We start from the raw sequence: 13660 nt of genomic DNA on the forward strand, positions 1-13660 counted from the left end.
AGGCCGGGGTGCGGCGGCATTAGTATTCCGGCTGTCTTGTTATTTTCCAGACAAAGGTGGAGTGCGCGGCGGTACCTGTCGCTTCGAACCGGTCGCTTCATAGGCCGCCGCCAGGCGTAGCAGCGTCGAGTCGTCGTAGGCGCGCCCGGCGAAGGTCAGGCCGACCGGCATGCCGATGTCTGCCATTACGCCCATCGGCACGGTGACGGTGGGCACGCCCAGGTGGCGGATGGCGAGGTTGCCATTGGCGACCCATACACCATTGCTCCACGCGATGTCGGCAGATGCCGGATTGACGTCCGCATCCGCCGGGCCGACATCGGCCACGGTGGGGAACAGCACGGCGTCGAGCCTCAGATCGTCCATCCAGTCTTCCAGGTCCAGCTTGCGGGTCTGCTCCAGGCCGCGCAGGCCATCTGGCAGTGTCTCGATCTGGTCCCAGGTCTTCAGACCGCGCTGGGCCATATTCACGTACTCGTCCATACCCGCGGCCAGGTCATCCTCGCGGTTCGGCAACGTGCCGGGGTCGTGCGGGAATATCTGCGGGCCGTCGACGTCGGCCAGACGGTTCAGCCTGGGGTCGTTATTGGCCCGCAGGAAATCGTCGAACGCCCAGCCCGATAGCTCCCACAGCTCGTCGTGCAGGAACTCCCTGGAAACGATGCCGCGGTTGAACACGGTCGGGGCGCCAGGGCGATCACCCTCGCAGTTGGATACCAGCGGGAAATCCACCTCGACCACCTCGGCGCCGGCCGCCTCCAGGGCCTGGCGAGTGGCCTCCCAGAGGGCGATGACCGAGGCGCGGGTGTGGATGCGCTGGCCGGTTGGACCGCCGATGCCGGGTTTCTCGCTGGTGCCGGCCAGTTCATCCTTGTTGATGAACATGCGTGGTACGCCGAAACGCTTGCCCTTGAGGGCGTCGGGCTGCGCGGCGAGGTCGAGGTAGGACGCCGGGCGTATCTCGGAAGCCCTGGGGATCGGTACCCAGGGTTGCAGGCGCCAAAGATCGCCACGGCTGTCGGGGTCGTCGGCCACCACCACGTCGAGCACCTCCAGCAGGTCGGCCATGGTCCGCGCGTAGGGCACCACCACGTCCATGGTCGGTGTCAGTGGCCAGTTGCCGCGTACCGAGATCACTCCGCGCGACGGGGTGTAGGCGCACAGACCGTTGTTCGAGGCCGGGCCGCGGCCGCTTGACCAGGTTTCCTCGGCCAGGCCGAAGGCCGAGTAGCTGGCGGCGGTGGCGGTGCCGGCACCATTCGACGAGCCAGAGGCGAAGGGCGCGGTCAGATAGGCAGCGTTGTACGGGCTCTCGGCACGACCATAGACACCGCGTTGCATACCGCCGTTGGCCATGGGCGGCATATTGGTCTTGCCCAGGCAGATGGCACCGGCGGCACGCAAGCGCTCAATGGTGAAGGCGTCGCGCTGGGCAACCAGGTCCTTGAAGGCAGGGCTGCCGGATGCGGCAGTGAGGCCCCTGACCAGATAGCTGTCCTTGGCGGTGTAGGGAATGCCATCCAGCGGGCCGAGGGTCTCGCCGCGGGCGCGGCGGGCATCCGAAGCCTCGGCCTCGCGCAGCGCCTCGGTGTTGCGCACCACCACGGCATTGAGCCTGGTGGTTGTATCGGGGCCGTCGTAGGCATTGATCCGGGTAGCATACGCCTGGACCAACTCGACCGCCGTGGTGTGGCCGGATTCGAGTGCTGCACGCAGCTCGGCGATGGAGACTTCGGTGACTTCGATCATGTCCTCAGCTCCTTTCGGCTAGGATGGGTGAGGGAGTCAGTCGATTTCAGGGCTTTCATGTCGGTCTTCTCGCTGGGCGGCACCGCATGCCGGCCGGATAATCCGGAGCGGTGCTGATGAGTTTCACGGGCGCACTGGCGCCGCAGAACCCTATGATGCCGCGTATCGGAAGCCGCGCCTATGGTGCTCGACCCAGGCGGGGTCCCAGGCTGACGAGGGTAGAGCCACTCACAGAAAAGGGCGCGAGATCAGCTCCAGACCCAGCAGCAACAGCAGTGACAGGAAGCATCGGCGAAAGAGCGCAGGGCTGATTTTCGCTCGGATCCTCTGTCCGAACATCATTCCCACCAAAGCGGGAGCGATGGCCAACGCCGAGACGCCCAGTTGCTCAGTATCCAGGGAGCCGTGGGCGGCCAGGCCAAACGCGAGGGCGACGGTCGATACGGTGAACGACAGGCCGAGCGCCTGCACCAGTTGATCCTTGCCCAGGTTCAGTGCCTGCAGGTAGGGCACCGCCGGGATGACGAATACGCCAGTGGCGCCGGTGAGAACACCGGTCAGCAAACCCGCGATGGGGGAGAGCCAGGTCTCGGCCCTCCTCGGTATGTGCAAAGTAGGTGCCGCCAGTGCATAGATGGCGTACGCAACCAGGCATGCACCTAGCGCGAGCCCTGACCACTGCCCATCGACCTTGGCCATGAAGCCCGCACTGCCGAGTGTGCCTAGTGCTATCCCTGCCATCATCGGCCACAGGCGATACAGCGTCTGCAGGGCGCCGGGGCCGGCCAGCAACTGCCACACATTGGTGACGAAGGATGGAACCACCAGCAATGCTGCGGCGCTGGCGGGTGCCATCAGGCTGCCTAGCAATGCCATGGCCAGGGTGGGAAGGCCCATGCCTGTGATGCCCTTGACCAGGCCGGCAGCCACGAAGATCAGCAGGATGCTCACGATGTATTCATTCATGCCTCCATTGGAGCTGGCACCTGTACCGGTGCACAATGCGGTTTTCTCGCTTTAGCCTTCGGCATTTCCGAAGGCCAGGAGTAGCTGGTGCGGCTGGATGTAGCGGATCTTCGGCTCTTTCTCTGCATAGTCGATGCCGGGAGCATCACGCGTGGTGCATCCGACGCGAACCTTTCACTCGCCTCCGCCAGCGAGCGGCTGCGCAATATCGAGGTCGATGCGGATGTCCCGCTGCTGCGTCGCCACCCACGCGGCATTGCGACCACTGAGGCGGGAGAGGCGCTGGCGCACCATGCTCGTCTGATCCTTCGCCAACAAGCTCTGCTTCGAGGCGAGCTGGCGGCCTTTGCGGCCGGAGAGCGCGGCACGCTCCACCTATATGCCAATACCTCGGCGCTGACGAGCTTCCTGCCTTCCCGGCTCGCGCCGTGGCTGGCCGAGCGGCCCGGACTGCATGTCGAGCTGAAGGAGCGGGCCAGTAACGAGATTGTTCGAGCTATCGGCGCAGGCCTCGCCGAAGCCGGCATCGTTTCCGACGCCGTCGAGGCTGCGGGGCTGCGGCTGGAGCCCGTGGCCAAGGATCATCTGGTGCTGATCGCGCCGCCCGGGCACCCCGTCGTTCGCCTGGGCTGTGCCCGCCTGGCCGATCTACTCGGCGAAGCATTCGTCGGCATGTCTCCCGGAAGCGCGCTGCAGGATCATCTCGATGAGCATGCGAGGTCGGCTGGCCGACCGCTGCAGTTGCGCATTCGCATGAAAACCTTCGAAGGCCTGTGTGAAATGGTCGCTCAAGGCGTGGGCCTCGGTATCGTTCCGCAGGGTATCGCCCTTCGCTACCGGCGTCGCTACGGCTACCAGGTACTGACCCTGGACGAGGAGTGGGCACGCAGGCGCCTGTGCCTGTGTTTCCGTGACTGGGACACCCTGGCGCCGCCCATGCAGAGCCTGCTTGCCTGCTTGTCTGGCCGTCGCCCTGCAGGCCTCAGGGCGCAAACCCGTCCGTCATGATCCGATGGCTTGCAGGCTGAGCCATCCGACGATGAAGAAGAACACGGCCCCGAGGAGGGCAAGAATGAGCATCATGTCCGTGTCTCGATATTGAGCTGCCTCGTGCAGTGACACCTGGAGCGGCCTTCAAACGGCATTGTGTCGTGGTTGGCGCAGACCGATCCGAGGCGATGTCCATGGGGCTGCCGCTCAGTGCTGCTCATGCGATTTCTCCGCGTAGGGCGGATATTGATCGCCCGGTGCTCTTCGCTGCTCCAGCGGATTGGAGTCCGTATCCGGGATGCGAGGGGGCGTCGGCGGATCTATCTGTGGATCGGTCAGGTCGGGAGAGTCCGGGTCGAAATCCAGCTCTCCATCGGGTCGAGTGGGCTTGTCGTGAGCCTTGTGCGGGTAACCGCACAAACCCTTATCATCGTGCACCTGAATATGGTGCCAGCTTGCGCTTCGGGTGTTTTCAGGGTGCGATTTCATGATCGTCTCCGCTGCCGGCCGTTGGCTTCATCGGGCCGCCGTTCGGTATCCGTTTTCCGAGCCGTTTCCGCCTCGGCTGTTTTCGTAGAAAGGTTCGAGCTTGGATTTGTCTCTCCCGAAACCCTCGATGGTCCTGGGCGGCGCTCTGTCGGGGCGTGTCTTTGGCTGTCTGCGCGCTACGGGGTTTCTCTGCGTCGCCCTTGAGTGGATGCCCGGAGGCGCAGGAAGGTTTCAGTCAATTGGCTCGTGCTCGATCTCCCCGGATGCTGGGGGCCAGCCTCTCCGGCAATGGGCCGGGAAGAAGTGCGAACGTGCAGGGGGACCGTGGTGAGGCAATATCTGCAGTGGCTACTGCTGTCGCTCGGGTTGCTGCTTGCCACCTGCGTGACCGCGTCGCCCACCTGTGACACGCAGGAGTTGTCGCTGGCGGACCACACCCTCGCGCTCGAGGACCCGACGGCTGGGCTGACAGCCGACGAGGTGCTCGCCTTGCCTGACAGCGCCTTCACTCCGGCCAGCCAGCAGGCGCTGCCGCCTCGCTACAGTCACTCGGCATTCTGGCTGCGCATACACCTGCAGGGCGCCGCCACGACCTGCAAGCGATGGATGACGATAGGTGACTCGCGCCTGGCCGATATCCAGGTCTACGTGCGTCAGAACCAGGCCTGGCAGATCATGCAGGCCGGCAGCGAATACCCGTTGGCGCAATGGCCCACCCCATCGCGACAGGCCATCTTTCCTCTCGAGCTGCCGGCGTCGGAGGAGCTGACGGTTCTGGTGCGAGTGGCTAGCGAAACGTTGATCATCATCGCCCCTCGGCTCTGGTCGGAGCAGGGGCTGCTCGCTCATCGCCAGACCAGCTACATGGTTGATGGCATGACGCTGGGCATCACCCTGCTGATGGTGCCGTTCAGCTTCGTCGTTGGCTGGATTCTTCGCTCGCGACTTCTGGTCGCTCATGCGTCATCCGTGCTCTGCTACGCGATGCTGGTCAGCGCGGTGAACGGCTATCTCATCTATCTGCCCGGCCTGCTGCCGTGGTCATGGGAGCTGATATGGTCGCTGAGCATGGTGCAGTACACCCTGTTCCTGGCCTATATCCGCGTGCTGCTGCAGGTGCGGCAGCTACCTCCCGCCTGGGGCGTGGCCTATAGCCTGTTCCTGGTCACGATAGTCGCCTGCTATTTCTGGATGTGGGTGGATAATCTGGTCGGTCGCGAGCTGTTCGACCAGGTTCGCAAGTTTTCCTACCTACTCATACCCGCCACTCTACTGGCCGGATGGCGATACAGGCTTGGATATAGCTGGCTGGTCTATCTGGTGTGTGGTCTGCTCATGCTGCAGGGACTCCTTCGGATGCTGGAGCTGGCGGGCATGCCCTGGCAGAGTGCCGACGACAAGTTGAGCCTGGGTTCCACCCTGCCGGGACTGTTGCTGCTGGCGTGTACGCTGATCATGGAGGTCAGTCGGGTTCGCGCGCGGGAGCGCCGTGCTCTCGCCGATCTGGACGGCCAGCAGAGGGCCGAGCATGAGCGGCTGGAGAGTACCGTTGCCATGCGAACGCGACAGCTGCGCGATTCGCTGCATGCTCGCAGCCTGCTGATGGCACGTATCAGCCATGATCTGCGCTCGCCGCTGGTTAGCATCGTCAACTACGCGCGGCTCCTGCCGAAGGATCTGCCCCAGGACTATCCGCGCCGAATAGAGCGCAGCGCCAGCCGGCAACTCGAGCTGATCGATGAGCTGCTGGAGTTCTCGCGCAGCGAACTGCATCAGCTGGAGATAGTTCTGGCGCCTGGCTATCTGTGGGGCTTCCTGCGCGAGATCGAGGAGGAAGGCGGGTTCCTGGCGGCGCAGCAGAACAATCGCTTCGAGTCGCGCCTCGACCCGTCGTTGCCGACGCTGGTGCAGGCCGACTTCCGTCGCTTGCGCCAGATACTGATCAACCTTCTGGCAAACGCTGCCAAGTTCACTCGTGACGGCCGGATACTGTTCGAGGTTCAGAACCTCGACTGCAATGGCGATGCCGTGCGCTTGCGCTTCGGCGTGCGGGATACGGGGATCGGCATTCCCGCGGATGAGCGCAAGCATCTGCTGCAACCCTTCTGGCGCGGGCGTGAAGCGGAGCGCTTCTCCGGAACCGGACTGGGGTTGTCTACCGTCAGCGAACTCCTGCAGCAGATGAGCAGCTGCCTTTCCGTGGACGAGTCGTTGTCTGGGGCAGGCTTCAGCTTCGAGGTGCAGTTCGCGCTCGCCCGTGAGGAGGACCTCGATGTTTCGTTCGACGAAGGCCCCGAGGTTCGGGTGAGCGGCTTCGGCCGCCATGTGCTGCTGGTGGACGATGTCGAGCAGAACCGCGAATGGCTGAGCGATCTGCTTGGTGGCTATGGCTTCGATGTCACGTCGATGTCCAGCGCCGCCGACGCTCTGGACGTCCTGCAGGACAGCGATATCGACCTGCTTGTCACCGACCAGGCGATGCCAGGCATGGATGGCTGGGCTCTGTTGGATGTCGCCCGGCAGCGGTGGCCGTCGTTACCTGTGCTGCTTTATTCTTCCGCGCCGCCGATGCGGCCGCCGGAGTATCCGAGCGATCTGTCGTTCGACGCCGTCCTGCTTAAGCCCTCCGATGCCGCCGAGCTGCTTATGACCGTTGAGCGGGTCGCTCCGGCGCGCATGTTGGCGATGGGGGACGATTCATGACGGAGGTTGAGCGTGGCTTGGGGTAATGGTTTCGGATGGTTAGGCGGCGCCTGTGCCCTTCTGCTGTCCTGTCCTGGGATCGCGCAGGCTGAGCAGAGCCCTGCCGAGAGGGCGCCGGCGGCGCTGGTGCTCGACGAGGTGACGGTCAGTGCACGCCATCGTGAAGAGAACGCCAGGCAGGTTCCCATCGCACTCGACGTGCTGGATGGTGCGCAGCTGAACGATGCCGGCATCTTCCGTATCGGCGACATGCAGCAGCGGGTCCCGAGCCTGCTGGTGTCCGCCCCCAACGAGCGATACACCAGCTACGGCATCCGCGGCCTTGGTTCCAGCTCGTTCAACGATGGTATCGACGGCAGCGTCGGGGTGTTTCTCGACGGCGTCTATCTGGGGCGTCAAGGCATGTCGCTCTCCGACCTCGTCGATCTCGAGAGGGTCGAGGTGCTGCGAGGGCCTCAAGGGACTCTCTACGGCAAGAACACCTCCGCTGGTGCGATCAATATCAGTAGCCGGGCGCCCACGTTCGAGCCGGAGGGGAACGCCGAGGTTTCGGCTGGCGAATATGGCCTGCGCCAGTACCGCGGTACGGTTTCCGGCCCGCTGGTCGATGGCGTGCTGGCGGGTCGCCTGACCGGCTACGACGTCGAGCGCGACGGGCTGGTTGACAATGTGTATGACGGCAACGACCTGCGCGACCAGAACCGCCAGGGCGGACGCGGGCAGTTGCTGTGGACGCCGAGTGACGATTTCAGTGCGCGGCTGATTGGTGAATATGCCTGGCAGGACGAGCACTCCAACGTGTTCACCACCAGCAACCGCAGTGCGTCCACGATCAGTCGTACGGCGTTCCTCGGCTACCGGCAGTTGCCTATCGATCCCTATGGTCGCCAGGTGCGGCAGGACGAAATGAATACCATCAAGACGCTGCAGACCGGCGTCACGCTCGAACTCAACCGTGTGCTGGATGGTGGGGCCACGCTGACCAGCATCAGCGGCTACCGGGACTGGACATACGATGCCGATCAGGATGGTGACGGGACGGCGTTGTCCATCGCCGAGAACGTCTCCGTAAGACTCCCCAACCACCAGTTCAGCCAGGAACTGCGACTTGCCGATTCGCCCAGCGAGCATCTCGACTACGTGGTGGGTCTCTATTACCTGCGCCAGAAACTGAATCGTGAGGTGGTCGCGCGCTTTGGCAAGGATGCGGCGGGTTTTTTCCTGGGTGACCGGCCGGAGATCGCGCTGTTCGGCATTACGCCTGAGATGATCCCCGCATCGTTGCTGGAGGGGGCGCAGCAAACCTTCGATGGAGAACAGCTTACGGACAGTCGTGCGTTATTTGGCCAGGCCACCTGGCATGCTACAGATCGCTTGGCTATCACCCCCGGGCTGCGTTACAGCCGTGATCGCAAGGAAGGCTGGCTTTCGCGCAGTGTGTCGGGGCTCGCGCCACTGGGGAGCGATCTGGTTTCACAAATCGGTGGCGCGTTACTGCGTGATACCGCGCTCGGTACTGAGTACTACCGCCGCGATGCGCTCGAGGAAAACAACCTATCGGGGCAACTGGCAGTCAGCTATCAGCTCCGTGCCGATCTGCTCGGCTATGTCAGCTGGGCACGCGGCTACAAGGCCGGAGGGATCAATCTCGATGTCGTTGGTCCCAGCGTTCAGCCGACATTCGATGCGGAGCAGGTCACCTCGATCGAGGTCGGTTTCAAAAGCCACTTCTGGGACGAGCGGGCCACACTCGATATCGCTCTATACCAGGCCGATGTCGACGATTACCAGGCGCTGACCAACCGCGCTCCGGTGAATGAATACGCACCGCCGATACGTGACAACCTGATCAACGTGGGGCAGGTCAGGCTGCGCGGCATAGAACTGGACGGCCTGTTGCGAGCCAGCGAGCGTGTCGACCTGCGCATGGGCATTGCCTGGAGCGATGCGCGTTACAGGGATTTTCCCAATGCTCCCTGTTCTCCGAGCAGCGCAAAGTGGTCATGCGATTTCGAGGGCAAACGGCTGTTCAACGCACCCGAGTGGAGCGTTACCGCTGGAGCGGACTATCGACACCCGCTGGAGTACGGGCTGGAGCTGTTCGGCGCCATGGATTACAGCTTCCGCAGTGGCTACTACGGCACGCTTGAGGGAGGAGAGGGCAGCTATCAGCCTTCGTACGCCCTGACCAATCTGCGCCTCGGGCTGCGTCGCAATGATAGGCGCTGGGAGGCGGAAGTCTGGGCCCGCAACCTGTTCGACGAAGACTATGTCACCGCCGTATATGCCCAGCTTGCCGCTGGCGACTACGGCGTGCTCACGGGCGATCCGCGCAGTCTCGGGCTGACGCTGCGTACCCGCTGGTAAGGCTCCTTCGGCAAGCTGTTTGCTGTTGCCTGGCGTTCAGGGATTGATTTGGCCAGGCTTGCCAATCATCAGGGCAAAACTCTTCCGAGTTGACCATCTCCAGCAGAGCCGACTGTAGGCTTGGGTGGCGCCGGCGCTTGTCCAGCAACTCCGCATGGCCTAGGTCGCGGTGCAGCAGCAGTCTCCCCAGTTGGGCTAACTTGCCGAAGTTGAGCCTCTTGTTCGGATAGTGTTCGTCATAGAGTTTTTCCAGCGCGACTAGAACTGCCATGGGCACACTCGTTGGCAAGACCGAAAAACGACTTGGCAGAATAGAAGAAGTGTCCCCGATCAGCGACCAATCATTGGGCCTAGGCTGCGGAGGTGTCCCCGCGCTTAACGAACACAGGTGCCTGCACTGAGCTGTGCGTCTGTGCGTCAGATGGTCGGCATGCCCCAACACATCTACTGTCCAGAAATGAAAAAAGGCCCGCATTGCTGCGAGCCTTTCATTCATATGGTGCCGGCACCAGGAGTCGAACCCGGGACCTACTGATTACAAGTCAGTTGCTCTACCAGCTGAGCTATACCGGCGAAGGGCTGCCATTATAGCCATTGCTTTGGTTCTGTAAACCGAGTCCTAGTTTAATGATGAACAGGCCCGGATTTGCAGCCGCTGGCGGGAGCCTGTAACCGTGGCTGGAAGGGGCATGGGTATCAGCAGATCTATCTTTATGCACAAAACGGAGCATGGCGAATTCGTCTTGTACGATTTCTGTGCGCCTTGTCCGCTTTTTTTTATAACACGTTGTTTTGTATGTTTTTTTTTGTGTTGATCAATAAATGGGCAGTTTCGGAAGGGCCTCGAACGGCCTGCTCTGCAGCGAGTTCTGCAGAAACTGCGCACAGAGTTATCCACAGCTTTTGTGGATGAGCGAATCAGCTTCGTTCGGCCAGTAGAAGCAGGTTGCGCGGAGTCAGGCTGCGCGGGCAGAAGGTGCCCAGGCGAACCCGATAACCCTGTTCCTCCAGATACAGGGCCCGATCCAGCAGCAGCCACATTTCCAGTGGCCGGCGGAATAGACCTCGGACCAGTTCTAGGTTGCGAACTTCGGCCAGGCGTCGCCAGCCAGCCGCTTCCAGAGTATGCCAGTCGATGTCGCCGTGGAGTTTGATGCCCTTCAGTTCGGCCAGGTCGCGGCAGTAATCGGAGAAGTCTTTGTTCAGCCAGCTGATCGGCAGTGAGGGCGTCGGCAGGTATTCGTCCGGGCTTCGCTGCTGACGCTGCAACTGGTCGAAGGCCAGTCGCCAGGCCATGGAGTGGTCGCGCTGGCGGCGCTGCCGCTGACCGGCGGTGACGGTCTCCGCCATGGGGAGGCGGAGATCGTCCAAGGACAGCCGCAGCGGCGAATGCTGCGCAGGCATCGACAACGGCTGGTAGTGGCTGTGTCCGGTGCGGTTGTAGCAGCAGGGTGCGATGGCCAGTTGGGTGCAGCCAGCTGCACTCGCTAACTGCATCAATCGCACGTGCAGGTCGCCACAGGCGTGAAGGGCCACGGGGCTGTGTCCTGCACTCAGGTGGGTGGCGGCATCATCGTCCAGAACGTCCTGCAGCATATGCTGCACGCCCATATGGAGACGCTCGCTCAATCGCTGGCCTGCGGCGACCAATTGCTCGTCGTACTCCAGGCAAGTCAGTTGTTGCCCGCCTTGTGCCAGCAAGCGGCCCAGGTGGCCTTTGCCAGCGCACCAGTCCAGCCAATGGTTCGGTACTTTCTGGAAATGCAGGCGGCTGGCGAAGGCTTCGATCTGCTGCCACTTGCGGCCTGGCACGTCGACGTCCAGTCGTGCGTGTCGTGCACCCAGCTCGTGAGCAGGCAGCTCGCCGACGGCCGCCAGCGTGGCTGCGCTGGCGGCCAGCTCTCGAAAGGGATAGGGCGCTTGCAGGTGTTCCGGGTGATTGTGTTCCGCCTCGGCCTGTTCCAGGCTGCGTCCGCGCAACCAGGCGCCCAGCTCGGGATGCTTCGTTTCCCAGGGCAGGACCGGGTTGGAAAATGGCTTGGGGCGCCACAGCTCCTGATGGGTGACGAGAAAGTCGTCCAAGGCCTGGAAGCGTTCGCGCAGGGCGGGGCCGGTGAGGATCATGGCTGTGAAGGCTGGGAGAGATACGGCACATTCTATCCCCCTCCCGCTGCGGGAGAGGGAAAGAGGTGAGTCAGCGACCCTGGCAGGCGTCGACGCGCAGTTTGCGCTCCAGCAGTTTGAAGGCGCGCACCATCACGTAGGCGATGACCAGGTAGAAAATCCCGGCAGCGAAGAATATCTCCACCGGCAGGTAGGTGCGGGCGATGATCGTGCGCGACATACCGGTCAGCTCCAGCAGGGTCACGGTGCTGGCCAGGGCGCTGGCCTTGAGCATCAGGATCACTTCGTTGCTGTAGGCCGGCAGGCCGATGCGCGCGGCGCGCGGAAGGATGATGTAGAGCATCGACTGGGCGCGCGACATGCCCAGCGCCCGGGCTGCTTCGATCTCGCCTGGCGGCACGGCCTGAATGGCACCACGCAGAATCTCGGCAATGTAGGCAGCGGTGTGCATCGTCATGGTGATGACGGTGCACCAGTACGGGTCGCGCAGGTAGGGCCAGAGCGGCCCCTGGCGCACCGCGTCGAACTGAGCCAGGCCGTAGTAGACCAGAAATAGCTGTACCAGCAGCGGCGTGCCGCGGAAAAAGAAAATGTAGCCATAGGGCAGGGCGCGCACGTACCAGTGGCGCGAGGCGCGCGCGATGCCCATGGGCAGGGCGAGGATCAGGCCGGCCAATACGGCGATGGCGACCAGTTCGACGGTCAGCCAAGCGCCTTCGAGCAGCCTGGGCAGGTACTTGTAGATCACTTCCCAGTTCATCAGGTGCTCCGGACGAAGCCGCGACTGGCGCGCTTCTCGAGGAAGTGCATGCCGATCATGGCAATGATGGTCAGGCTCAGGTAGATGAACGCAGCGACCACATAGAAGGTGAAGGGCTCCTTGCTGGCGGTCACGGCGATCTGCGAGCGACGCATGATCTCCTCGAGACCGATCACCGAGACCAGCGCGGTGTCCTTCATCAGGATCATGAACAGGTTGCCTAGGCCGGGCAGGGCGATGCGCCACATCTGTGGAAGGATCAGCTTCCAGAGGACGCGTCCCTTGGACAGGCCCAGGGCCATCCCGGCCTCACGGTGGCCCTTGGGAATCGCCAGGATGGCGCCGCGGAACACCTCGGTGGCGTAGGCGCCGAAGCACAGGCCGAGGGCGATGGTGCCGGCGGCGAACGGGTTCAGTTCCAGGCTGCCGACACCGAGGAGCTCACCGAGGGCAGCCAGGCCCTGGACAGTGCCAAAGTAGATCAGCAGTACCCAGAGCAGCTCGGGAATGCCGCGAACGATGGTCGAATAGGTGCCGCCAAGCCATTGCAGCGGCTTGTGCGACGAAGTCTTGGCCAGTGCGCCGAGCAGTCCCAGCACCAGGCCGAGGGCGAGGGCGGACAGGGCCAGCTGGATGGTCACCAGCGTGCCGGCGACAAGGGCGGGGCCGAAGCCGTGCAGGTCGAAGATCATGGGAGGCTACTGCAGAGGACGGCCGCCGCCGGTGAGGGCGGCGGCGGTCGGACGCATCAGTAGATGCTGAACGGGAAGTACTTGTCGTTGATCTGCTTGTAGGTACCGTCTTCGACGATGGCCTTCAGCGCGGTGTTCAGCTTCTCGCGCAGCGGGTCACCCTTGCGCACGGCGATGGCGATCTTGTCGTTGTCGAACACAGGCTCGCCCTTAAACTCGAAGTCCTTGCCGGCGTCGCTCTTCAGCCATTCCCAGTTGACGAACTTGTCGGCCAGCACGCCGTCGAGGCGGCCCGAGGACAGGTCGAGGTAGGCATTTTCCTGGGTGTCGTACAGCTTGATCTCGACGGTGTCGGACATGTTGTCCTCCAGCCAGGTGCCGGCGATGGTGGCGCGCTGGGCGCCGATCACCTTGCCTTTCAGGCTGGCTTTGTCGGCCTTGAAGTCGGAGCTCTTCGGCGCGATGAACTGCAGCTTGTTGGTGTAATACGCGTCGGTGAAGTCGACGGCAGCCTGGCGCTCTTCGGTGATCGACATGGAGGCCGCCAGGAAGTCGAACTTCTTGGCGTTCAGGGCCGGGATGATGCCGTCCCAGTCAGAAGTGACCACTTCGCACTCGGCGCCCATCTTGGCGCACAGGGCCTGGGCGATTTCGACGTCGAAGCCACCGACCTTGCCACTGGCGTCGATCAGGTTGAAGGGTGGGTAGGCGCCTTCGGTACCGATCTTCAGTTTGTCAGCGGCCATGGCCTGGGTACCGAAAGCCAGAGTGGCGACGGCGGCCAGCAGGATCTTCTTATAGTTCTGCATGCGTGTTGCTC

The 13660-nt window shown here is 63.0% G+C and carries 10 protein-coding genes and 1 tRNA gene; 3 read left to right on the forward strand and 8 right to left on the reverse strand.

Features of this window, described 5'->3' with window-relative positions:
- Positions 1–39: 39 nt before the first annotated feature.
- Together IB234_RS04780 and IB234_RS04785 are read right to left on the reverse strand one after the other, a co-directional pair.
- The gene (locus IB234_RS04780) at positions 40–1749 is read right to left on the reverse strand and encodes an amidase (protein ID WP_192314682.1); all 1710 of its coding nucleotides are present in this window, start codon (positions 1747–1749) and stop codon (positions 40–42) included.
- Positions 1750–1977: 228 nt separating this feature from the next.
- Complete coding sequence (locus tag IB234_RS04785; protein WP_192314685.1) at positions 1978–2715, reverse strand: sulfite exporter TauE/SafE family protein; 738 nt, start codon at positions 2713–2715, stop codon at positions 1978–1980.
- A gap of 87 nt (positions 2716–2802) precedes the next feature.
- On the opposite strand from IB234_RS04785, the gene IB234_RS04790 reads away from it, so the two are divergent.
- Entirely contained in the window at positions 2803–3723 is a 921-nt protein-coding gene (locus IB234_RS04790; protein WP_192314688.1) for a LysR family transcriptional regulator, read from the forward strand.
- Positions 3724–3912: 189 nt separating this feature from the next.
- Here the strand turns inward: IB234_RS04790 and IB234_RS04795 are convergent, their stop codons facing one another.
- Positions 3913–4194, reverse strand: a complete 282-nt coding sequence (locus IB234_RS04795) for a hypothetical protein (RefSeq protein WP_225580236.1) — start codon at positions 4192–4194, stop codon at positions 3913–3915.
- Between the two features lie 327 nt (positions 4195–4521).
- Between IB234_RS04795 and IB234_RS04800 the strand changes: the two genes are divergently transcribed.
- The gene (locus IB234_RS04800; RefSeq protein WP_318651972.1) at positions 4522–6897 is read left to right on the forward strand and encodes a hybrid sensor histidine kinase/response regulator; all 2376 of its coding nucleotides are present in this window, start codon (positions 4522–4524) and stop codon (positions 6895–6897) included.
- Between the two features lie 12 nt (positions 6898–6909).
- Positions 6910–9264 (forward strand): TonB-dependent receptor, encoded by a 2355-nt coding sequence (locus tag IB234_RS04805; RefSeq protein ID WP_318651973.1) that lies wholly within the window; start codon positions 6910–6912, stop codon positions 9262–9264.
- Positions 9265–9761: 497 nt separating this feature from the next.
- On the opposite strand, the gene IB234_RS04810 is transcribed toward IB234_RS04805, so the two are convergent.
- From IB234_RS04810 to IB234_RS04830, 5 genes are all read right to left on the reverse strand, one after another.
- Positions 9762–9837, reverse strand: a tRNA-Thr gene (locus IB234_RS04810).
- A 345-nt stretch (positions 9838–10182) separates the two neighbouring features.
- The gene (locus tag IB234_RS04815; protein WP_192314694.1) at positions 10183–11388 is read right to left on the reverse strand and encodes a methyltransferase; all 1206 of its coding nucleotides are present in this window, start codon (positions 11386–11388) and stop codon (positions 10183–10185) included.
- 70 nt (positions 11389–11458) lie between these two features.
- Positions 11459–12148, reverse strand: coding sequence for an ABC transporter permease (locus IB234_RS04820; protein ID WP_192314697.1), 690 nt, complete (start codon positions 12146–12148; stop codon positions 11459–11461).
- On the reverse strand, positions 12148–12840 hold the full coding sequence (locus IB234_RS04825; RefSeq protein WP_192314700.1) for an ABC transporter permease: 693 nt from the start codon (positions 12838–12840) through the stop codon (positions 12148–12150). The genes IB234_RS04820 and IB234_RS04825 overlap by 1 nt, the downstream gene beginning before the upstream one ends.
- Before the next feature lie 56 nt (positions 12841–12896).
- Complete coding sequence (locus IB234_RS04830; RefSeq protein WP_192314703.1) at positions 12897–13649, reverse strand: ABC transporter substrate-binding protein; 753 nt, start codon at positions 13647–13649, stop codon at positions 12897–12899.
- Positions 13650–13660 lie beyond the last annotated feature (11 nt).

The sequence above is a fragment of the Pseudomonas sp. PDM16 genome (genome assembly GCF_014851865.1).
Classification (GTDB): domain Bacteria; phylum Pseudomonadota; class Gammaproteobacteria; order Pseudomonadales; family Pseudomonadaceae; genus Aquipseudomonas.

What these genes read in the sequence shown, in the direction of transcription:
- IB234_RS04780 (WP_192314682.1), bottom strand. Translation starts at nt 1,749, where the DNA reads ATGATCGAAGTCACCGAAGTCTCCATCGCCGAGCTGCGTGCAGCACTC.
- IB234_RS04785 (WP_192314685.1), bottom strand. Translation starts at nt 2,715, where the DNA reads ATGAATGAATACATCGTGAGCATCCTGCTGATCTTCGTGGCTGCCGGC.
- IB234_RS04795 (WP_225580236.1), bottom strand. Translation starts at nt 4,194, where the DNA reads ATGAAATCGCACCCTGAAAACACCCGAAGCGCAAGCTGGCACCATATT.
- IB234_RS04815 (WP_192314694.1), bottom strand. Translation starts at nt 11,388, where the DNA reads ATGATCCTCACCGGCCCCGCCCTGCGCGAACGCTTCCAGGCCTTGGAC.
- IB234_RS04820 (WP_192314697.1), bottom strand. Translation starts at nt 12,148, where the DNA reads ATGAACTGGGAAGTGATCTACAAGTACCTGCCCAGGCTGCTCGAAGGC.
- IB234_RS04825 (WP_192314700.1), bottom strand. Translation starts at nt 12,840, where the DNA reads ATGATCTTCGACCTGCACGGCTTCGGCCCCGCCCTTGTCGCCGGCACG.
- IB234_RS04830 (WP_192314703.1), bottom strand. Translation starts at nt 13,649, where the DNA reads ATGCAGAACTATAAGAAGATCCTGCTGGCCGCCGTCGCCACTCTGGCT.